Source organism: Vibrio sp. 10N.247.311.49 (assembly GCF_041467655.1).
GTDB lineage: Bacteria > Pseudomonadota > Gammaproteobacteria > Enterobacterales > Vibrionaceae > Vibrio > Vibrio crassostreae_C.
Window position 1 is genome coordinate 230854 of record NZ_JBFSVA010000005.1, and the last position, 21075, is coordinate 251928.

17 protein-coding genes and 1 tRNA gene are annotated in these 21075 nt (G+C 43.9%); 11 read left to right on the plus strand and 7 right to left on the minus strand.

The genetic code is table 11. The annotated features are described in order from the left end of the window. The first annotated feature begins 163 nt into the window (after window positions 1-163). Entirely contained in the window at window positions 164-808 is a 645-nt protein-coding gene (rnt, locus tag AB6E54_RS08025) for a ribonuclease T (protein WP_372107077.1), read from the plus strand. A gap of 65 nt (window positions 809-873) precedes the next feature. Next, the gene (locus AB6E54_RS08030; protein WP_029235135.1) at window positions 874-2199 is read left to right on the plus strand and encodes a Na+/H+ antiporter family protein; all 1326 of its coding nucleotides are present in this window, start codon (window positions 874-876) and stop codon (window positions 2197-2199) included. Between the two features lie 191 nt (window positions 2200-2390). Here AB6E54_RS08030 and AB6E54_RS08035 read toward each other — a convergent pair whose 3' ends face one another. After that, window positions 2391-3020, minus strand: coding sequence for a DsbA family protein (locus tag AB6E54_RS08035; RefSeq protein ID WP_372099925.1), 630 nt, complete (start codon window positions 3018-3020; stop codon window positions 2391-2393). A 98-nt stretch (window positions 3021-3118) separates the two neighbouring features. Further along, on the minus strand, window positions 3119-3457 hold the full coding sequence (locus AB6E54_RS08040; RefSeq protein ID WP_004741702.1) for a Grx4 family monothiol glutaredoxin: 339 nt from the start codon (window positions 3455-3457) through the stop codon (window positions 3119-3121). Between the two features lie 269 nt (window positions 3458-3726). On the opposite strand from AB6E54_RS08040, the gene sodB reads away from it, so the two are divergent. The 3 genes from sodB (at window position 3727) to AB6E54_RS08055 (ending at window position 6024) form a co-directional block, all read left to right on the plus strand. Beyond that, window positions 3727-4311, plus strand: coding sequence for a superoxide dismutase [Fe] (gene sodB, locus AB6E54_RS08045; RefSeq protein WP_004734050.1), 585 nt, complete (start codon window positions 3727-3729; stop codon window positions 4309-4311). Between the two features lie 247 nt (window positions 4312-4558). Then, the gene (locus tag AB6E54_RS08050) at window positions 4559-5062 is read left to right on the plus strand and encodes a VC2046/SO_2500 family protein (RefSeq protein WP_372107079.1); all 504 of its coding nucleotides are present in this window, start codon (window positions 4559-4561) and stop codon (window positions 5060-5062) included. Between the two features lie 278 nt (window positions 5063-5340). Next, window positions 5341-6024: an SDR family oxidoreductase gene (locus tag AB6E54_RS08055; RefSeq protein ID WP_372107080.1), complete on the plus strand. Its 684-nt coding sequence runs from the start codon at window positions 5341-5343 to the stop codon at window positions 6022-6024. A 186-nt stretch (window positions 6025-6210) separates the two neighbouring features. Here AB6E54_RS08055 and adhE read toward each other — a convergent pair whose 3' ends face one another. Continuing rightward, complete coding sequence (gene adhE / locus AB6E54_RS08060) at window positions 6211-8916, minus strand: bifunctional acetaldehyde-CoA/alcohol dehydrogenase (RefSeq protein ID WP_372107081.1); 2706 nt, start codon at window positions 8914-8916, stop codon at window positions 6211-6213. A gap of 638 nt (window positions 8917-9554) precedes the next feature. Here adhE and AB6E54_RS08065 point away from each other — a divergent pair. Both AB6E54_RS08065 and AB6E54_RS08070 read left to right on the plus strand, forming a co-directional pair. After that, window positions 9555-10193 (plus strand): YchE family NAAT transporter, encoded by a 639-nt coding sequence (locus AB6E54_RS08065; RefSeq protein WP_004734056.1) that lies wholly within the window; start codon window positions 9555-9557, stop codon window positions 10191-10193. Between the two features lie 149 nt (window positions 10194-10342). Beyond that, entirely contained in the window at window positions 10343-11185 is an 843-nt protein-coding gene (locus AB6E54_RS08070; protein WP_029235134.1) for an ion transporter, read from the plus strand. A 152-nt stretch (window positions 11186-11337) separates the two neighbouring features. Here AB6E54_RS08070 and asd read toward each other — a convergent pair whose 3' ends face one another. Continuing rightward, window positions 11338-12456, minus strand: a complete 1119-nt coding sequence (gene asd, locus AB6E54_RS08075) for an aspartate-semialdehyde dehydrogenase (protein ID WP_017629874.1) — start codon at window positions 12454-12456, stop codon at window positions 11338-11340. A 500-nt stretch (window positions 12457-12956) separates the two neighbouring features. Here asd and nhaC point away from each other — a divergent pair, with 500 nt between their 5' ends. Beyond that, window positions 12957-14393, plus strand: coding sequence for a Na+/H+ antiporter NhaC (gene nhaC / locus AB6E54_RS08080; protein ID WP_017063453.1), 1437 nt, complete (start codon window positions 12957-12959; stop codon window positions 14391-14393). Between the two features lie 96 nt (window positions 14394-14489). On the opposite strand, the gene AB6E54_RS08085 is transcribed toward nhaC, so the two are convergent. From AB6E54_RS08085 to yejK, 3 genes are all read right to left on the minus strand, one after another. Further along, a complete protein-coding gene (locus AB6E54_RS08085) occupies window positions 14490-15668 on the minus strand; it encodes a chemotaxis protein (protein WP_372107082.1) in 1179 nt (392 codons plus the stop codon). A gap of 76 nt (window positions 15669-15744) precedes the next feature. Beyond that, window positions 15745-17115 carry an Hpt domain-containing protein gene (locus AB6E54_RS08090; RefSeq protein WP_017079529.1) on the minus strand — a complete coding sequence of 457 codons (1371 nt, stop codon included), beginning with the start codon at window positions 17113-17115 and terminating at the stop codon, window positions 15745-15747. A gap of 105 nt (window positions 17116-17220) precedes the next feature. After that, window positions 17221-18225, minus strand: a complete 1005-nt coding sequence (gene yejK / locus AB6E54_RS08095) for a nucleoid-associated protein YejK (protein WP_017061190.1) — start codon at window positions 18223-18225, stop codon at window positions 17221-17223. 84 nt (window positions 18226-18309) lie between these two features. On the opposite strand from yejK, the gene AB6E54_RS08100 reads away from it, so the two are divergent. The 3 genes from AB6E54_RS08100 (at window position 18310) to AB6E54_RS08110 (ending at window position 20603) form a co-directional block, all read left to right on the plus strand. After that, window positions 18310-18537: a YejL family protein gene (locus AB6E54_RS08100; protein ID WP_004734063.1), complete on the plus strand. Its 228-nt coding sequence runs from the start codon at window positions 18310-18312 to the stop codon at window positions 18535-18537. A gap of 28 nt (window positions 18538-18565) precedes the next feature. Continuing rightward, on the plus strand, window positions 18566-20374 hold the full coding sequence (locus AB6E54_RS08105; RefSeq protein ID WP_017065981.1) for a DUF3413 domain-containing protein: 1809 nt from the start codon (window positions 18566-18568) through the stop codon (window positions 20372-20374). Window positions 20375-20512: 138 nt separating this feature from the next. After that, window positions 20513-20603: transfer RNA gene (locus tag AB6E54_RS08110), tRNA-Ser, on the plus strand. The last annotated feature ends 472 nt before the right edge of the window (window positions 20604-21075 follow it).

Here is a 21075-nt window from a genome sequence, read left to right on the forward strand (position 1 = left end):
CGTTTAACAATGCAGCCAATTGCCGCATTTTTCTCTCACGTTTAAATATGCAATTATCAAGCCGCAATGGGTTAGGTAATTTAAGATTTATTGCCCTTCCCTAGTTTTTATCACTGCTATTATCTGCAATAATGCAGCCTTAATCACACTTATTTGGGCTAACATGACTGTAGAAAACGAAGCTCTGACCCTAAAAAAACGCTTTCGCGGCTATTTTCCAGTGGTCATCGACGTGGAAACCGCAGGGTTTAACGCTGAAACCGATGCATTATTAGAAATCTGTGCCATTACATTAAAAATGGATGAGAACGGAGATCTGCACCCTGCATCAACGCTTCATTTTCACATTGAGCCTTTTGAAGGCGCAAATATAGAGCGGGCAGCATTAGACTTTAACGGAATTAAAGACCCATTTAGCCCATTACGTGGTGCTGTGTCGGAACAAGAAGCCCTTAAAGAAATCTACAAGCTAGTGAGAAAAGAACAAAAAGCTTCAGATTGCAGTCGCGCAATCATGGTTGCTCACAACGCTACATTCGATTTGAACTTCGTTAATGCGGCAAGTGAGCGCTGTAAGCTTAAACGCGTCCCTTTCCATCCATTTGCTACTTTTGACACTGCAGCTCTTAGTGGTCTTGCCTACGGTCAAACCGTTTTGGCTAAAGCTTGCCGCACTGCAGGGATGGAATTTGACAACAAAGAAGCACACTCTGCTTTGTATGATACGCAAAAAACCACAGAGTTATTTTGCGGCATTGTAAACAAATGGAAAGCCCTTGGTGGTTGGCCTCTTGTTGACGAAGAATAAAAAATAGAGTCGGTAAACGTTTTTTCGTATTGCCTTCATAAAAAACACAACATCCCGAGAATAATATGAATCCTGTTGTAATTTCAGTTTGCATCATGCTTGTTTTAGCTTTGATGCGCGTAAACGTAGTCGTTGCTCTGACGTTCAGTGCAATTATCGGTGGCGTAGCCTCTGGTATGAGCTTGAACGACGCAGTCGCGGCTTTCGAAAGTGGATTAGGCGGCGGTGCAACGATTGCACTTAGCTACGCTATGCTTGGTACATTCGCTGTTGCTATCTCACGTTCTGGTATCACAGATCTCCTTGCTCAAAGTGTTATCAAACGCATTCACGGCAAAGAGAACAGTGCGGCATCGACTGGTCTTAAATACGGCATGCTTGCGTCGTTGATCTTAGTGACCATGTCTTCGCAAAACGTGATTCCAGTACATATCGCCTTCATCCCAATCTTAATCCCACCTCTACTAGGCGTATTCGCAAAAATGAACCTAGACCGCCGTCTAGTTGCGTGTGTACTTACTTTTGGTCTGATTACACCTTACATGGTGCTACCGATTGGTTTTGGTGGCATCTTCCTAAACAACATTCTGCTTAAAAACCTTCACGACAATGGTCTTGAAAACGTAGTAGCAAGCCAAGTGCCAATGGCGATGTTGTTACCCGCTGCGGGCATGATCTTCGGTCTTCTTACTGCAGTATTCTTTACTTACCGTAAGCCTCGCCAATACAAAGAAACCTCTCACACTGTTGTTTCAACAGAAGTGAAAGAGATCAACAAGAAGCACATCCTAGTAGCAGCAGCTGGTATCGTAGCAGCGCTAACAGTTCAACTATCGACTGGCTCTATGATCATCGGTGCTCTAGCGGGTTTCATGGTATTTACCTTCGGTGGCGTTATTGCTTGGAAAGAGACACAAGATGTCTTCACCAAGGGCGTTCACATGATGGCAATGATCGGTTTCATCATGATTGCAGCAGCAGGTTTCGCGGCAGTTATGAAGCAAACAGGTGGCGTTGAATCTCTGGTTGAAGCACTTTCAACAAGCATCGGCGACAACAAGCCTCTAGCAGCACTACTTATGCTAATTGTTGGTCTATTGGTTACTATGGGCATTGGTTCTTCGTTCTCTACGATTCCAATCCTTGCAACTATCTACGTTCCACTAGCAGCAGCATTTGGCTTCTCGCCAATGGCAACAATCGCTCTAGTAGGTACAGCTGCTGCACTTGGTGATGCGGGCTCTCCGGCTTCTGACTCAACATTAGGTCCAACGTCTGGTCTAAATGCTGATGGTCAACACGAGCACGTATGGGAAACCGTAGTACCGACGTTCCTGCACTACAACATCCCACTGATCGTATTCGGTTGGATTGCAGCCATGGTTCTGTAATTAGGTTCTGTAGTTAAACAGTCCTACGCTTACTTTTATAAAGACCGCCTCGTGCGGTCTTTTTTGTCTCTGAGATTCATTCTACTCTTCCTTCCGCTCACTCTCATTGAACTAGCGACACCAAACAAAAAAGGCTTACTCTGATGAGTAAGCCTTAGAAATCATTGCGAATACAGATGACTCTCGCTGAATTACGCAGCGGGAGCATTACTCACTAAAATTTCGCGAATAGACTTAAGCGTCGCTTCCGTTGAATGATAATCCAATTCAACTTCACTAAAGATGCCGTTCACTTCAAGCATTAAGGTCGGGTAAGAAAATACACCCATCGCTTCTTTAAAGCCTAGCTGGTCATCTAACTCACTTTCCAATAACTTGCTAGAAAGGTCATTTTCCAACTGTTGAACATTCATACCTAGCTCTTCAGCCAACTGCAAATGTGTGTCTTGGCTATGTGGCAACATCGCACGAAGGTAGTAAGCATGTTGAATCGCTTCAAGCATCGCTTCGTAGTGGTCTTGAAAACCTGCAGCAATCACGGCACGGCACGCAGGGTAAGTACTGCGAACAGGTTGGCACTCTGTCCAAAAATCATGGTTAAACTCAGTACCCAACTTAGCTTCGATCTGCTTCCAAATCGCTTGCAGCTTGCCTTTCATCTCTTCTGACATTGGCTCATCAGAATCCGGGGCCAAACCACCCACTACATAGTTAAACTCAATGCTCGCAGGCAATTGTTGTTTCAATAACTCAAGTGTTGGCTTGTAACCCCAACACCAGCTGCACATTGGATCATGCACATAATGAAGTTTTACGTTCATTGTTCATTCCTTATCGAGTCAATGATTCGATCAATTCAAACAAAAAAGGAGCCTGATTAAGGCCCCTCATTTTAACTATTCAGCGCAAAGGCTAGAACTTATTCAGCGTCATCGCCAGCAACTTTAGCCGCTGCTTCTTTGATGATTGGCTGAAGTTCGCCTTTTTGGAACATCTCAAGAATGATGTCACAACCACCGATTAGCTCACCTTCAACCCAAAGTTGTGGGAAAGTTGGCCACTGTGCGTAAGCAGGAAGCTCTGCACGGATATCAGGGTTTTGTAGGATATCTACGTAAGCAAATTTTTCGCCACATGCCATTAGAGCTTGAGACGCTTGAGAAGAGAAACCACAGCTAGGTAGCTTAGGAGAACCTTTCATGTACAGTAGAATAGTGTTTTCTTCAATTTGCTGTTTGATTTTATCGATAGTTTCCATTGCTTCCTCGTTAATGGATTACGGCTTTTATTGCCTTTATTCTACCCCAAACTAAAAGAATAAAAACCATATAAAAAAAGCGGTTAACAAGCTAAGCTAACAATTCACACAAAAGTAATGAAATAAGCTTTTAATAAAGTAAAAACTTGCTAAACTATATCGCAAGTCAGCAAATTGACCATGGTTGGCAGTATAGCGAGCCATGAATAATAATATCACTGGAAGCAATCGAAAGAGTTAACTCTTTCATATCAATGGAGAATTGAGCAATGGCATTTGAACTACCGGCTCTTCCTTACGCGAAAGACGCGCTAGAACCACACATCTCAGCAGAAACGCTAGATTTCCACCACGGTAAGCACCACAACACTTACGTTGTTAAGCTAAACGGCCTTATCCCAGGTACTGAGTTTGAAGGCAAAACACTAGAAGAGATCGTTAAGACTTCTACTGGTGGTGTTTTCAATAACGCTGCTCAAATCTGGAACCACACGTTCTACTGGCACTGTCTTGCTCCTAAAGCGGGCGGCGAACCAACTGGCGCTGTTGCAGAAGCTATCAACGCTGCATTCGGTTCTTTCGAAGAATTCAAAGCGAAATTCACTGATTCAGCAATCAACAACTTCGGTTCTTCTTGGACTTGGTTAGTTAAGAAAGCTGACGGTTCTCTAGACATCGTTAACACTTCTAACGCTGCTACTCCTCTAACAGAAGAAGGTGTTACTCCACTTCTAACTGTTGACCTATGGGAACACGCTTACTACATCGATTTCCGCAATGTTCGCCCTGACTACATGGCTGCATTCTGGAACCTAGTAAACTGGTCTTTCGTAGAAGAGAACCTAGCTAAGTAATTATTGCTTACGCTGCGCTATTTATAGCGAGTTATCTATTGAAAGCTCATGCCTCGGCGTGAGCTTTTTTGTATCTGTCGTGTTCCACAAAATCTAAACATTTCGTAATAAACCCGCCAATAGCGCTTACTTCTCGAACTATTGATAGCCTTCTTCCCAACCCTACATAAATTCTCTATTTGCCTGTAATTAAACACTAAAGTTTGCCGACTCCATGCCGTTAAAGGTGTATCCAATGAGAGGCGACATGCAAATACATACTTTAGACAAAGCAGGAATCATCAACGAACTGAAGTTCGGCATCGGGATCAGCCAAGCGGTTGAGCAAGGTCGCCGTGCAGATTTCGCGTTGCTGTTATCTATGTTTTCTAATGATGTCCGTGATTGCACGCCAATTGACACCATTGAAATCACAGAGACAAATGAAGATCGCCTGCGCAAACAATTTGGCGTAGCAGAACCTCAACAACTGCGTTCAAACCAGTCTTCATATGAGATTTCAGCTCAGCAATCTAATCATTTTCATCAAGCTAGCCTTGCCAGCGCCAAACTCAGCCATTACTTGAAACCTGAAGCGCTTGCCTTCATGCCTGAAGATACAGCCGACTTACCCGAAGAGGTTTACCAAAACCTTTCTGGTCATGACCGACGCAAACTCGAAAACAAGCATTTACCTGATTTGCCACATGCCACGCTCTACAATGAGCTAACCACCGCGCAACGTCGGTATCAAATTCAAGCTCAAGTATAGCGATCACCTACCTTTCCCTTTTTCGCTGTCTATCCATAGCTCTTCTTCGACTAACTCGCACACTTCAAAGTATTCACACGAATGATATGAACCACTAGCCTTAGGCAACCTAAAAACACCTGATGTCGGTTACCGCTTGAAGTTACTACAAAATGTGACGTGCCACTAAGTTCATAAAAACTTATTAATTGGCACACCTTAGTTTGAACCAATTCACACCCGTTGTATAAATTTTAACCCATCCTTATCCGACATGGACGATTTGTTTAGGTACTGGGATGGAAATAAAAAGCTCAATCATATTGGTGACATCTGCCGGCTCGCGACTGGGGGGGGCGATTGCGAACCACTTTGTTAACCTTGGAGCCACCGTCATCCTTTGTGATAAAGACACGGAAGCACTTAAAGCGACGTATCTACAGTGTGCCCGGTTTTCTGACTCTGTTTACCACTACACGCTCAAAGGCAATGACAGCCAAGCGATTCTCAGCGTATATGATTTTATTCAAACCACCTTCAACACGACACCCGATGTGCTGGTCAATAACTGGATAAGCTCCCCAATGCCTAGCCTAATTGGCGATCAGCCTGTGAGCAGCTTTATTAATGATCTCTCATCGATGGCATCGACCCTGTTCGAGTTTGGGCAAATCAGTGCTGAGAGATTGCGAGAGGAAGATAAGGAAGGCGTGATTGTGAATGTGATATCTCATGATGACTTTCACGATGTGTCTGGCTTAGAGAGCGCAAACTCAATGATCACTGGCTTTACCCATAGTTGGGCGAAAGAGCTGACTCCCTTTGGCATTCGAGTCGGTGGCGTTGTTCCCGCCGTTCATAACTCCGATGGCAAGCTCAACCGATGTCACTGGGCGCAGCTGCAAGACGAGCTGACCAGAACAACCGAATACATTGTCTCGAATGACTACTTCAGTGGGCGAGTTGTCGCGGCAGAGGTTTAACTCCCTATTCCAATTGAACATGACTGGCTCAGCTCATATTAAGTAGCAGAGCTATTGCCTCTCAATCCGTTTTACAAACGAACCAAACATAAAAAAAGCCCCAGTCTCTCGACTGGGGCTTTCATCTTTTCCCGATAGATAAGTATCGTGCTAGCGAAAACTTATCTCAAAACTAATGCTTACTTATTATGCGTTAGCTTTTTCTTTTTTAGCTTTTGGCGTTTTCGCTTCAGCTGGCTTTTGGTCTGCTTTCTTAAGGATAACTGTAGTACCTTCGAAAGTTTCGCCTTCAACGTATGGTTGGCCGAAGTAAGAAGTTGTTAGAACTTCTTTTAGCTCAGTGATTAGAGGGTAACGTGGGTTAGCACCTGTACACTGGTCATCGAACGCTTCAACAGCTAGCTCGTCTAGTTTAGCGATGAAGTCAGACTCGTTAACACCCGCAGCTTGGATAGATAGTGGGATGTCTAGGTCAACTTTAAGCTCTTCTAACCAAGTCAGTAGACGTTCAATCTTCTGAGCTGTACGGTCACCAGCTTGGCTTAGGCCTAGGTGGTCAGCAACTTCAGCGTAACGACGACGTGCTTGTGGACGGTCGTACTGAGAGAATGCAGTCTGCTTAGTTGGGTTATCGTTCGCGTTGTAACGTACAACGTTTGAGATAAGTAGTGCGTTAGCAAGACCGTGTGGTAGGTGGAACTCAGCACCAATTTTGTGAGCCATTGAGTGACACACACCTAGGAATGCGTTCGCAAATGCTACACCAGCGATAGTTGCTGCGTTGTGTACTTTCTCACGAGCTATTGGGTCAGCCGCACCATTTTTGTAGCTTGATGGTAGGTATTCTTTAAGCATCTTAAGAGCTTGAAGAGCTTGACCGTCTGAGTACTCGTTCGCTAGAACAGATACGTAAGCTTCAAGAGCGTGAGTTACTGCATCGTAACCACCGAACGCTGTTAGAGACTTAGGCATGTTCATTACTAGGTTCGCATCAACGATAGCCATGTTTGGCGTGATTTCGTAATCAGCTAGTGGGTATTTAGCACCAGTCTTGTCGTCAGTAACAACAGCGAATGGAGTAACCTCTGAACCTGTACCTGAAGTTGTAGTGATACATACAAGCTCAGCTTTTTGACCCATTTTAGGGAACTTGTAGATACGTTTACGGATGTCCATAAAGCGCATTGCTAGTTCTTCGAAGTGAGTTTCTGGGTGCTCGTACATAACCCACATGATCTTAGCAGCATCCATTGGAGAACCGCCACCTAGAGCAAGGATTACGTCAGGTTGGAAGCTCTTCATTGCTTCAGCGCCTTTCTCAACAACAGATAGCGTTGGATCCGCTTCTACGTCGAAGAAAGTTTGAACTTCGATGCCTTGTGCTTTAAGCAAGCTAACTACGTCATCTGCGTAACCGTTGTTGAATAGGAAACGGTCAGTTACTAGGAATGCGCGTTTCTTACCTTCTAGGTCGCTCATTGCGATTGGAAGGCTACCACGACGGAAGTAGATAGACTTAGGTAGTTTGTGCCACAACATGTTTTCAGCTCGCTTCGCTACAGTTTTCTTGTTGATAAGGTGCTTAGGACCTACGTTCTCAGAGATAGAGTTACCACCCCATGAACCACAACCTAGAGTTAGAGAAGGTGCAACGTTGAAGTTGTACAGGTCACCGATACCACCGTGAGTAGTCGGGATGTTGATTAGGATACGAGCAGTCTTCATCTTATCACCGAAGTAACGGATGCGGTCTGCGTTAGTATCTTGGTTAGTGTAAAGACCAGATGTGTGACCGATACCACCGATTTCAACCATAGTTACCGCTTGAGCAACTGCGTCTTCGAAGTCATCTGCGCGGAATAGACCTAGAGTTGGAGATAGTTTCTCGTGAGCGAATTCGTCATCGTAAGAAACTTTACCAAGACCTTCACCTACAAGTACTTTTGTATCAGCAGGAACTTTAACACCAGCCATTTCAGCGATTGCTGGAGCAGGTTGACCTACGATTTTAGCGTTTAGGTTGCCGTCGATAAGCAGAACTTTACGTACTTTATCAGCGTCAGCTTTAGATAGAACGTGAGCTTTGTGAGAAGCGAAACGCTCTTTAACTTCGTCATATACTTCGCTAACTACGATTGCAGCTTGCTCAGAAGCACATACTACGCCGTTATCGAAAGTCTTAGACATAAGGATAGATGCTACAGCACGTTTGATGTCAGCTGTTTCATCGATAACGACAGGAACGTTACCAGCACCAACACCGATAGCAGGCTTACCAGAAGAGTATGCTGCTTTAACCATGCCTGGACCACCAGTAGCAAGGATAAGTGCGATACCGTCGTGCTTCATAAGCGCGTTAGAAAGCTCTACAGATGGTTGGTCGATCCAACCGATGATGTCTCGTGGAGCACCCGCTGCAACAGCTGCGTCTAGAACTAGTTTCGCTGCGTCGTTAGTTGAGTTCTTTGCACGTGGGTGTGGCGAGAAGATGATGCCGTTACGTGTCTTAAGAGAAATTAGAGATTTGAAGATTGCTGTAGAAGTTGGGTTCGTTGTTGGAACGATACCACAGATGATACCTACAGGCTCAGCGATAGTCATTGTGCCTAGGTTGTCATCTTCTTCTAAGATGCCACATGTTTTTTCGTCTTTGTATTTGTTGTAGATAAATTCAGATGCAAAGTGGTTTTTGATAACCTTATCTTCAACAATACCCATTCCAGATTCAGCAACTGCTTGTTGAGCAAGTGGAATACGAGCGTGGTTAGCAGCAAGAGAAGCTGCGCGGAAGATTGCATCTACTTTCTCTTGAGAGAATGTTGCAAACTCTTCTTGTGCTGCTTTAACGCGAGCTACTAGAGCATCAAGTTCCGCTAAGTTAGTTACAGGCATGGTGGATCTCCTAAAATAATAAATATTAAAAACTTTTTATTAAACTCGCTGCTTGCCGTTAACCTTAAACACCAACGTTCTTAGTAAATTGCTTTCAGGGCTGAGTATATTATTTCACTGTGTGAAAAAAATTGACCCAGATCAGTTACCCAAAAAGAATTAACCAGAAAGTAGTAAGGCAATCGCAAAAATTAACTTAAGAGCATGATTTATATAGATTAAACTCACACTTTTCGTTCGCGAAAAAAACAAGCAAACAGACAACTTTTTTCTACATAGCGTAATAAACTGTAAAAAAGTTTCATTTTTAGTCCGTTAAATTACATGTATACAGCTATATTCGTGCTACTGAGAGTATATCCATACCGTTGTACGGGCTAGATTCTGACATAATTTTTATTAATTTCGTGCGTCGGTTAACAGTTACTCAATAATAAATTACAAAATGAAACACTACCAACTAGCTTGCAACAGGCTTAAAACAAAAGTGAGATTCAATTAGTTTTTCTAAAAAGAATCACCCATTTCAAGTTAGTTTTTTTCATTCGCGTAAATCGAGTTTGTCCCTTACATTACGCGCCTAAACTATTCACAGATCAACCCTTCAACCTTAAGTACGCTAACTGGAGATCGCTCTCATGCAAGGCTTAGAACTCGCAATTTTTATGCAATTCTTCCTTGGGCTTGTTGCTGCCGTAAACCCAATCGGCATCATGCCTGTTTTTGTTTCTCTTACTGCTCATATGCCGCCAGAAGAGAGGAACAGGACAGCCTTACAAGCAAACATTGCTGTTGCCGTGATCCTCATTGTCTCTCTTGTTGCGGGGCAAATGCTGCTTGATATGTTTAGTATCTCGCTGGACTCATTCCGTGTTGCAGGTGGTTTACTATTACTGAGCATCGCATTTTCGATGATGAGCGGTAAGCTCGGTGAAGATAAGCAGAACAAACAAGAGAAGTCTGAATACATCAGCAAAGAGCAGATCGGCGTTGTTCCACTTGCTATGCCGCTAATGGCAGGCCCAGGTGCAATCAGCTCGACCATTGTTTATGGTTCTCGCTACCCTGCTGCTATTGATACGGTCGGCATCGGCATTAGCATCATCGCATTCGCAACGTGCTCTTGGCTTTTGTTCCGTTCAGCGCCGGTTATCGTTCGCTTTTTAGGTCAAACGGGTATCAACGTGATCACTCGTATCATGGGTCTGATTCTTGGCGCATTGGGCATCGAGTTCATCGCCAATGGCCTACGTAATCTGTTCCCAGGCTTGGCATAACGTTTAACAACATTTCGGTTGCTCTATAAAGGGCAACAATATTGAAATATAGATGAGGCGAGTAAAGCAATTGGGCTTTCACTCGCCTCGTTATTATGAAGCTTGTATAATGACTGTTAATGCATTTAACAGAAGACGAACCTCTCCTTATGTCACGCAAGCCACTCAAGCATCATTTGTACGTCATTATCTTTGGTACTCACACGCCAGCCGGACGTGCATTTGATATAACTCTGATCGTTGCAATCTTGGCTTCGCTGTTGGTTCTGATCTTAGAATCCATCCCTAATGTGATGACCGAATGGTCACAACAGCTGCGTTATATCGAATACACCTTCACTGCACTCTTCACTCTTGAGTATTTGTTAAGGCTCTATTGCTCCCCAAAGCCAAAATCTTACGCCACCAGTTTTTATGGTGTCGTTGACCTATTGGCGATTCTTCCGACCTACCTAGCAATCATCTTCCCAGGCGCTTCATTTATGGGTGTGGTGAGACTGCTGCGTGTGATGCGTATCTTCCGAATTCTAAAGCTGGTTCGCTACCTGCAAGATTCCAATATTCTGTTGCGCTCACTATTAATGGCACGACGAAAGATACTGATCTTCTTTAGCACCGTCGGCATCTTGGTGGTTATCTTTGGCGCCTTGATCTTTGTTATTGAAGGTCCTGACAATGGCTTCACCAGTATTCCTCACAGTATCTATTGGGCCATCGTGACTATCACTACGGTAGGTTATGGTGACATGGTGCCGCAGACCGCGCTTGGTAAAGCCATAGCATCACTGACCATGCTATTGGGTTACTCTATCTTAGCAGTGCCAACCGGGATCATTACTGCAGAACTCAGTAATGAGATGAACTCGCACAAAGAGTTGGTTAAGTGCCCGAATTGTAACCGAGCGGGTCATGATTCAGACGCCATGTATTGCAAGCACTGTGCTAGCGAATTAGCGGATCCAGACAAGCGTGTCGTCACCGACGAGAAATAAAAGCAGACACGAGATTCGAGTAGCGAGATGCGAAGAGATTTAAGGGCAGTTTCGAGGGCCGAATAACGAGGTAGCAATAAACTAAAAAGGGTTGACGTTTGTCGTCAACCCTTTCGGTTTATCAGCTAATAGAATTTAAGCAATCTTGCCTATTACGCTTTCTCAGCAAGGATAATGCGCAGAGTACGACGTAGTGGTTCTGCAGCACCCCAAAGTAGTTGGTCACCAACCGTGAAGGCGTTTAGGAAGTCGTTACCCATCGACATCTTACGCAGACGACCGACAGGTACAGACATTGTGCCTGTTACTTTCGCTGGTGTTAGCTCCTGTGCCGTGATGTCGCGGTCATTAGGAATCACTTTAACCCAATCATTGTGCGTTGCGATGATCTCTTCGATCTCGTCCATTGGCACGTCTTGCTTAAGCTTGATCGTTAGTGCTTGAGCGTGACAACGCATTGCACCGATTCGTACACAAGTACCATCAATTGGGATTGGCTGACCATCTAGACCAAGAATCTTGTTCGCTTCAACACCGGCTTTCCACTCTTCTTTACTCTGACCGTTTTCACGCTTCACATCGATCCAAGGAATCAGTGAGCCTGCAAGCGGAGCACCAAATTGGTCTGTTGGGAATGAAGATGAACGAATCGTATCAGCCACTTTCTTATCGATATCAAGAATTGAGCTTGAAGGGTTTGCTAACTCAGAACTTACGCTGTCGTTGATCACACCCATTTGTGAGATCAGCTCACGCATGTTCTTAGCACCCGCACCAGAAGCTGCTTGGTAAGTCATGGCACTCATCCACTCAACCATGCCTTTCTCGTACAGACCACCTAGAGCCATAAGCATTAAGCTCACAGTACAGTTACCGCCAACGAACGTGTTGGTGCCGCTGTGAATGCCTTGCTGGATTTGAGCCAAGTTAACAGGATCAAGAGTGATGATTGAATCAGCATCCATACGCAGAGTAGATGCTGCATCAATCCAGTAACCTTTCCAACCTGCTTGACGCAGTGCTGGGTATACTTTTGATGTGTAATCGCCGCCTTGACAGGTAATCACAGCATCAAGCTGTTTTAGGCTATCAATATCAAAAGCGTCTTGAAGTAGACCCGCATCTTTACCACCTAAAACAGGGGCAGGAATACCAATCTGAGATGTGCTGTAATAAACAGGCTCAATCAAGTCGAAGTCTTTCTCTTCAACCATACGTTGCATCAGTACAGAACCAACCATACCGCGCCAACCAACTAGACCTACTCTCATCGCTCACTCTCCATGTATAAATTAAAAATTGCTCTCCCCCATCTATAAGTTTTTCAGAAACAGAACTCAAGTGCTTTTTGTCAAAAAGTGTAACTTTTTCGTTTCTTTTAAGTGAACGTAATGAATCGTGCAGTTATCTCTGTATCGACATTCCATCTCCACCTCATTGATTAAGCGTCCATTATCGTCAAATTCAAACATTTACATCGCCAAAGTCGATTCAATCGACGCTCATCACAAACAGTAAATCCCTCTTTTAAACCAAGGTTAATCAGAGTTTTATTTTACAAAACGAAAACAACGTGCGACAAATTTCAACATGTAACAATCATGAATGTAACAAAAATTTAGATTATGAAACCACAATTGATTGAGTTAACAGTCAAATATCACAACTTGGGCGTATTTTTTCGATATAATAAACTAATTACTGTAGTGTCCGTTTTGCACCACACACTATAACGAAGCACTATAAATGCTCGAAATCACAAGAGGCTTTTATGAAGCAGAGTAAAACTCGCCTACCGAACCTATTGCAGGTATTCATCGCGTTAGGACTATTTCTATCCCTTGCTTTTTCCTTTACTGCAAAGCTTGACCTTCCAATTCAACTTGCCTTGTATATTGGCTGGTTCATTATCATGGTTCTTGGTATTCGTCTTGGACACCAATACAAAGACTTAGAAAAAGCAGCACTCAAAGGAATATCCAATGGCTTAGGCGCGGTTTTAATACTTTTAGCCGTTGGCGCTCTTGTTGGTACTTGGATCTCAGGCGGGATCGTACCTACTATCATTTACTATGGTCTGAAAGCTATCCACCCTTCTATCTTCCTTTTAGCGACCATGATCATCTGTTCTCTAACTGCATTGGCGACCGGTACTTCTTGGGGTGCTGCGGGTACAGCAGGTATCGCGATGATGGGTATCGGCCAAGGCCTAGGTGTTCCAGCACCGATTACTGCAGGTGCCGTGCTGTCAGGCTGTTACTTCGGTGACAAGATGTCTCCTCTTTCTGATTCAGTGATTCTGGCTTCTTCAATGTCTGGTGTTGAAGTGGTTGAACACATCAAAGGCATGCTTCCAGTTGCGTTAATCAGCTACGTGATTACAGGCATCATGTTTACTGCGTTTGGTTTCCACTACGCGGGCAACGTTGACATGAGCCAAGTAGACTCTGTCATCAAAGCGATGGAAGTTCAGTTCTACATCACGCCTTACTCATTCGTTCCGGTACTTATCGTGCTTGGTCTGTTGGCTTTCCGTATGCCTTCATTCCCGGTCATCAGTTTTGGTTCTCTGCTGGGTATTATCTGGGCAGTCATGATCCAAGATATCGACTTCCTAACGGCATTCAACACTGCTTGGGCACCGTTCTCAATCTCATCTGGCGTAGAGTTTATTGATTCGATTCTTAACCGTGGCGGCATGTCTTCAATGCTAGGTTCAGTTGCGGTTATCGTATTTGGTCTAGGTTTCGGTGGCTTACTGGATAAAGTGGGCGTACTAGAGACAATCGCTAAGGTGTTTGAGCGCCGCGTAAACAGCGCAGGTTCACTAGCGACTAGCACAATTGGTACGGCTTTCATGGGTAACGTATTCGGTTCTGCAATGTACGTATCGTTAATCCTTACACCAAAAATCTGTGCGAAAAACTACGACCGTTTAGGCTACAAACGTAAGAACCTATCGCGTAATGCTGAGTTTGGTGGCACGTTAACGTCGGGTATGGTTCCGTGGAGTGATAACGGTATCTACATGGCGAGTATTCTTGGTGTTGCGACGCTGTCTTACGCACCGTTCATGTGGTTAAGCTTCATCTGTATCATCGTGACTATCGTGACATCTTACATGGGTTGGTTCGTTGATAAGTGTGAACCAACAGCACCAGCGTTTGAAGCTGAAGAAGCAACAGAGTTAAGCAAGCAACAAGCTTAAGTTCAGGAGCTAACGCTTTCGAACATAACTCAAAACGTTAATGGTTAAATGCAAAAAGAGCGCCCTAGGGCGCTCTTTTTTGATCTGCTGATTTACTTATTTGTTGGCGGTTCGTTTACCCAACCAGTAACCGATACCTAACGGAGCAAAGAACACCACTAAGATAAACAGGATGAAGTAGATAATCACACTTTTGATTAACTCCATCAGCTTATCAATCGCCAGTACCACCACCTCTTGAGATACGCGGTCAAGGTCTTGCGTAAACAACTCCCTTTCTGAAGTCACGATACCTGCAATCTCAATGCGCTCTTTCGCAATCATCTCTACCAGAGCTTCTCTCTCACGTGTCACCATTTTTTCTAATGCCACACGTTCATCACTCAGCATCGCTAATTTTTGGTCTGTTTTATCGCTAAGATCGTTGAGCAATGGCTGCATTTCTGTCGACATAATAGAAGCCAATGTTTGCATGTACTCAGGGTTATTCTCAATGAAGTCCTGCATACTTGCTGATGTTTGACGAAGGCTTTCCAGCGTCATCGATAGGTCTTCACCCGTTAGCGAGCTGTTTAACGCAACCAGCTCCGCCTTCCACGACATTAGTTTAGGCGTCTGATCAGCCATCAAACTTAAACGATCGGATGCGTCACTCATGGCTTCTGGCATAGTGCCTAAGCTCTGGACAATTTGCGACTCGTCTTTACCTAGGTAACTCAGCCATTCACGGTAAGCGGGTGTGTTTCTGAATGTGAGGTCTTTAAATGGGTGGCTAGCAGCAAACTGCGCAACGAACACTTTACTGTTCTTGAAATCACTGGAGCTCAATACACCCTTTGCCAGTTTTTCTGCTTCTTGATCAAGAAAACGAGCAGTCTCTACCGCATCATCCGTCGCGAACAGATCCGCGCCATCGCCTTGGCGATAAAACTGATTCATTTGGGCAGTGAACACCCACGAGTCGATTAAGGCAGACATAGGTGAAGTTTGATAAGCCGCTTGCTGTAAGCCCTGCTCCGCATGGATCTTCCAAAGCAAGACGTAAGATTGATGTAAGGTGTCATCAGCAGGATAAGATTGAGCAATGAGATCGGCTGAGTCTTCTACTCGCATAAAAAACATCTTGGCGTATTCACGCGTCATGATTCGAGCATTCAGCTCTTGTTGAGTGAGAGGCGTCGTCTGAGTATCTAACTTAACTTCTAATAGAGAACAACCACTTAGCACAATACTAAGCACCAACACCATCCAACGTCGACTCGAAAATCGTAACATGTAAACCTCTGACAAAGACTAAGGGCGCGGATTGTATGAGCACTTCGTCAGAGTATTGTCAAAATTCCTACAAAAGTTAACGCTGCTTATCTAAATATTCAAACGCAGCATTTATAGAGGCTTTTATTGCCGCCTCTAGTTCTTCTAAATCGTGTTCACTGATCGCTCTAGACTGTTTCATTGTCATTTCAATGGTTGCTGCAATGATGGCTAATCGAGACGCTTTGATACTGCCAGCCACACCTTTTAAGCTATGTACAATACGAGCAGCAGAGGTTTCATCTTTAGTGAGAAGAGATTTGAACTTCGTGTAATCATCAGCGTGATCTTGTACAAAAACACCAAGTAGCAATTCGACAGACTCAGCATCACCATCAAGCGTTTCTAGCATGTCTTCAATATCAATCGCAGGCTTTGAATCAGTGACACTTGCGATGTGTTTCTCTGCCACTGGAGCTTCCTCAGTGTTCTGCTGAACAATTTTCTGGCTTGTTACGTTAACGCCCTCTTGAGGTTGAAGGTCGGGATGTTTGCTCGTTGGCGTAATCTCCAATACGGAAGAGTCATTAGTTGGTTGCTTCACCGCAGAGGAAGCATTTTCCTTACTTGAATCAGTAACTGGTTCAGGGCTCAGTTCTTTGTCTGCTTGTTGAATCAATTTTCTCGATCTAACGCCCCACAACACTAATGTGATCATCGTTACCAAGCTTAAACCTAGCATCACTAGCAATAGGTTAAACTGACGGTCATGGAACTCAGCTTCAAGTTTAATGATCTGTTCGTTCACCGAGTTTTTCTTGATTTTATCGACTAAATAATTGAGCTGAGCGTAATCACTCAACAACGCTGAGGCATCAGCCAATAACTGTTGCAGTGCGTCTTGCTCTTCAGTTTTTAATGAATATGATTTTTCTAGAATGGAATCAAACGCGCGATAAGTCGCTGACGAGCTTTGATTGTCAGAATACATCGCTTCAAAGACAACAACGCCGAATTCGTTGAGTAGCGGTTTTAGTTTAGGGGAAAGCTCTTTATCAGCGCGCAGTATCTTAATATTGTCAACGATGTCTTGAACCTGACTTTCTATCGGGATGAACTCATCAAACTTTTCTAGGAACTGATCGGCTACGTAAAGCAGTTGATTCACATCAGGGCGAAACAAGGCGTGTTGAAAATCCGATTCAATCTGCAGTCGGATCGAATAAACCAACTGAGCATCAAGTGCTAACTCATTGATACGAGAGACTCGCAGCGGCTCAGAGAAATAAAGCGATTGCCTCAATTCATTGACGCGAATGCCGAGTTCTTCAATTTGAGCAAGAGAATTGGTGTAGGAACGGCTTAGATTAAGGAGAGCCAATGAAGGAAGTAGCCACAGAGCCAAGAGCACAACCAAGAAAGTGGCCGGTTTTTTAAAGCGTTTGGGCTTTGCTACTGATTGTTCCATCTATATTCCTTGTGCGTGTTAACTTGAAGCCATGACACTTGCTAAAAGACTAAGCACAAAACAAGCGACAACATCTTGCTGCCGCTTTTACTCATTAACTTCGGACTATGACTTATTGCGAGTCAGTTGGTCACGTAAGTTCGGTGGAGTGCCTTTAATCGTTAGCGTGTCTGTCTCCGGATCGTAAAAGATACGTTCGCCTAGAAGCAGACTATCAAAACTAACATTCAAACCGCCACCAGCACCAACAAATTTTGTTAGTTTACGCATAGTTGCGCGATCAGCAGGGAAACTGTCTTCTAACTCGTAGCCTTGCTCACTAGTATAGTCAAAGAAGCTTGTACCATCTGTGCTTGCTGGCAGTTCTCCAGAAAGTTCACGAACTTGAACTTCATCGCCCGCTTTTAGCTGTTCGTTACAGTAATCCGCAACCTGCTTTTTATAGCTGATCGCTTCTTCTTTCTCTAATTTAGAGTCAGAAACGAAGTCTTCTACCGCTTGCATCAGTACTTGGTTCTGCTGTTTCGCATCCAAACCAACTTCAGCTTGTAAGAAATCTAAGAAGAAATCCGCGACTTTACGGCCAACACGTCCTTTAATGTAAGTTAAGTAACGGTTTGATTCTTTATCAGTCTCATAAGTTGAAAGGTCTAGACGAGCCGCGATATCCATTTTTGAGATATCAAGGTAGTCAGTCGCACTAATATCAAGCCCTTCAGTTACCTTTAGGCTTTGGTTTGAAGGCAATAAACCAATGAAAAGGTAATCTGTTGCAAGTGACTGATATTCAGCCATTACCAAGATACCTTCGTCAGCGAATGGGTACTTTGATAGTTCGTCTTTTAGACGTTGCGCACTCTTTTGAGAAAAATCGTAAAAGTTTGTCTCACCAGCACGAAGTTGATGCAACCACTGCTGGAATTCGCTGTCAGATTTGAAAGAACCAAACCCTTTGCCTGCTTTTGAATTAAAAACACGGTGAAGTTCAGCAACTAGGCTTTCAGATGAAGCATCGTTTTCTAGAGATTCAGCACGATAGTTAACAATCAGCTCATCCTGATCGTTCTTGCTCAGCTGGTGTAAAATTACGTTGGAAAGGTGAAGGCTCATAGTGAAAATATTACCGTTCAGGTTTCAGTTGTCGTGCATAGTAGGTTATCATAAGCCGCTTTTACTATCATTATTAGAGTCCTTATGCCGATTATATCTAAATACACAGATGATCAAGTTGAAAAAATCCTAGCTGAAGTAGGTGCTGTACTAACTAAGCACAAAGCTTCGCCAGAACTTTCACTGATGATCGCTGGAAATATCGCAACCAATGTCTTAAATCAGAATGTTGCTGCTTCACAACGCAAAGGAATTGCTGAAAAATTTGCCGAGGCTTTAATTTCTTCTCTTGAAGATAAAAAGTCTCACTAAATTTGATTGACGGATAAAAGAATTATAAATGGTAGACAGCGCAAACTCATATAGCGATCGTGTATCTCGACTGGTTGGTTGGGGTCACTGGTTTGCATTTTTCAACATCATTGCTGCGATGTTGATTGGTACTCGTTATATTACTCAATCTGCTTGGCCAGAAACCTTGCTAGGCCAATTCTATTTGGCTGCATCGTGGGTTGGTCATTTTGGCTTTTTAGTGTTCGCGCTCTATCTATTAGTGCTGTTCCCGCTCACTTTTATTCTTCCGTCGAGGAAGTTATTACGTTTGGTTGCCGTTATCTTCGCGACCATAGGTTTAACTGTCCTACTGATTGATACCCAAACGTATCAAAATATAAACCTCCACCTGACGCCTGTCGTGTGGGAGGTTTTATTCAGTGGAGAGGAATCTGCATTCACGTCTGATTTGCAGCACCTCTTCATTGTTATGCCGCTTATCTTCTTGCTGCAACTCGGTCTATCTGAGTGGGTTTGGCGTAAGCAGCGTAAACTGTCTCATAAACACATTGGCCGTCCGATTACTGCCGTCTTCTTCTTGTGTTTCATCAGCAGCCACTTGACCTACATGTGGGCTGATGCGTACTTCTATAACCCAATTACTAGCCAGAAAGCGAACTTCCCACTGTCTTACCCTATGACAGCGAAAAGCTTTATGGAAAAACATGGCCTATTAGACCGTGAAGAGTACCTTGAGCGTTTAGAAGCGAACAAAGAGAATGTAAACCTAGTTAGCTACCCGCTAGAAAAAATTCAATACAACCGCCGCAGTGATGATCTTAATATCCTGATGGTGAGTGTGAACAACCTTCGCTCTGACGCACTTAATGCGACGGCGATGCCAAACAGCTATGCCTACGCGCAACAGTCGATCAACTTCACCAACCACTACAGTTCAAGTAACGATATGTTCGGTATTTTTGGTTTGTTCTACGGCCTACCGAGCAGCTACGCAAGCAGCATTGAAGCTCAGGGGTCAAGCGCAGTATTGCTCGATGTTTTAGAGAATCACGATTACAAGTTCGCTGCTTTCAGTGGCGACAACTTTAGCGATGCACTTTACTCGGATATTATCTTCCGAGGCCGTGATGTGATGCCAGAGCAAGCAACTTATGATGACCAGAGTGCCATAAAAGCTTGGTCTAACTGGATTCAATCACCGCAAGCTAAACGCCCTTGGTTTAACTTTATTGAATTAACCACACTGGATAACTTCGCCAGCTACGATTCAAGTTCAGAGTCGGACTCTACGCTAACGACAGCAGAGCGTTTTGCAGCAGACTATCAAAAGTCGGCGACAGCGGCCGATGCTCAGCTAGCAACTATCTACGCTGAACTGGAACGCTTAGAGCTTGCCGATAACACGGTGGTTATCATTACCTCTAACCACGGTACTGAGTTTAACGAAACCAAAACCAACAGCTGGGGTGCAAACTCCAACTACAGTCGTTATCAGTTACAAGTACCACTGTTTATCAGCTGGCCTGGCAAGTCTGCTTCTGAATACACCCACCGTTCTAGTCATCTAGACGTGTCAGTAACACTGATGCAAGAGCTATTGGGTGTATCTTCGAACCCAACAGATTTCAGTAGTGGTCGCAGCCTGTTTAATGAACGTAACAGAAAGTGGATTCTCGCGGGCGACTCTCGTGAACTTGCTCTTGTTACTGACCAGCAAACAACGGTGTTGGATAAATTTGGTAACTACAAATTGTACGACCAAAATTACAAGCGCCTGAAAAACGTAAGCCCTCGCTTACCTGTGTTGATGCAAGGCCTGACAGAGCTACAGCGTTTCTACACAAAAAATGACTAAATAATCAGCAAACAGCAAAGGGAAGCCAATGGCTTCCCTTTTTTATTGCCGTGAATGATTAGAAAACAAGCAACAAAACAAAATTATGAAAATTAAGGGTTTACAAGATCCTCCACCCCTTATATTATTCACGCCACTGGAGGGATGGCTGAGTGGTCGAAAGCACCGGTCTTGAAAACCGGCAACCGTTAATAGCGGTTCTAGGGTTCAAATCCCTATCCCTCCACCACTTTAAAGAAAGCCGCTGAGAAATCAGCGGCTTTTTTGCATCTGAAGCTTTTTAAAATATAAAGCTCATCTAACAAAACTCTCTACAGTCCCAGTTTCAAACCCATTCACTTTATACCTAGTTTTAAATTCCGATCTCACCGTTCTAAACTAAAAGTTCATGCGCCTAAGCCACTCCCCTCATAACTTTACCTGCAAGCCAATTAGATACTTTCTTTTTTAATAGCACAGAAACACTTCACGTATAACAAAAGTTGGGAATACTTGGCTTATTGAATATTAGATTTTGTCGGCTTCTTAATAAACCGAACAATAAATAATCATTCAGAACAAAAATACCAAAAAGCGTTCATAAAAAAAGCAGTCAGTTAATAAGGGTATTTACAAGCGAAAGCCACCCTTATATTATACGCGCCACTGGAGGGATGGCTGAGTGGTCGAAAGCACCGGTCTTGAAAACCGGCAACCGTTAA

Excerpts from the sequence above, each read along its gene's own strand:
- rnt (WP_372107077.1), top strand. The coding sequence starts at position 164 with ATGACTGTAGAAAACGAAGCTCTGACCCTAAAAAAACGCTTTCGCGGC.
- AB6E54_RS08030 (WP_029235135.1), top strand. The coding sequence starts at position 874 with ATGAATCCTGTTGTAATTTCAGTTTGCATCATGCTTGTTTTAGCTTTG.
- AB6E54_RS08035 (WP_372099925.1), bottom strand. The coding sequence starts at position 3,020 with ATGAACGTAAAACTTCATTATGTGCATGATCCAATGTGCAGCTGGTGT.
- AB6E54_RS08040 (WP_004741702.1), bottom strand. The coding sequence starts at position 3,457 with ATGGAAACTATCGATAAAATCAAACAGCAAATTGAAGAAAACACTATT.
- sodB (WP_004734050.1), top strand. The coding sequence starts at position 3,727 with ATGGCATTTGAACTACCGGCTCTTCCTTACGCGAAAGACGCGCTAGAA.
- AB6E54_RS08050 (WP_372107079.1), top strand. The coding sequence starts at position 4,559 with ATGCAAATACATACTTTAGACAAAGCAGGAATCATCAACGAACTGAAG.
- AB6E54_RS08055 (WP_372107080.1), top strand. The coding sequence starts at position 5,341 with ATGGAAATAAAAAGCTCAATCATATTGGTGACATCTGCCGGCTCGCGA.
- adhE (WP_372107081.1), bottom strand. The coding sequence starts at position 8,916 with ATGCCTGTAACTAACTTAGCGGAACTTGATGCTCTAGTAGCTCGCGTT.
- AB6E54_RS08065 (WP_004734056.1), top strand. The coding sequence starts at position 9,555 with ATGCAAGGCTTAGAACTCGCAATTTTTATGCAATTCTTCCTTGGGCTT.
- AB6E54_RS08070 (WP_029235134.1), top strand. The coding sequence starts at position 10,343 with ATGTCACGCAAGCCACTCAAGCATCATTTGTACGTCATTATCTTTGGT.
- asd (WP_017629874.1), bottom strand. The coding sequence starts at position 12,456 with ATGAGAGTAGGTCTAGTTGGTTGGCGCGGTATGGTTGGTTCTGTACTG.
- nhaC (WP_017063453.1), top strand. The coding sequence starts at position 12,957 with ATGAAGCAGAGTAAAACTCGCCTACCGAACCTATTGCAGGTATTCATC.
- AB6E54_RS08085 (WP_372107082.1), bottom strand. The coding sequence starts at position 15,668 with ATGTTACGATTTTCGAGTCGACGTTGGATGGTGTTGGTGCTTAGTATT.
- AB6E54_RS08090 (WP_017079529.1), bottom strand. The coding sequence starts at position 17,115 with ATGGAACAATCAGTAGCAAAGCCCAAACGCTTTAAAAAACCGGCCACT.
- yejK (WP_017061190.1), bottom strand. The coding sequence starts at position 18,225 with ATGAGCCTTCACCTTTCCAACGTAATTTTACACCAGCTGAGCAAGAAC.
- AB6E54_RS08100 (WP_004734063.1), top strand. The coding sequence starts at position 18,310 with ATGCCGATTATATCTAAATACACAGATGATCAAGTTGAAAAAATCCTA.
- AB6E54_RS08105 (WP_017065981.1), top strand. The coding sequence starts at position 18,566 with ATGGTAGACAGCGCAAACTCATATAGCGATCGTGTATCTCGACTGGTT.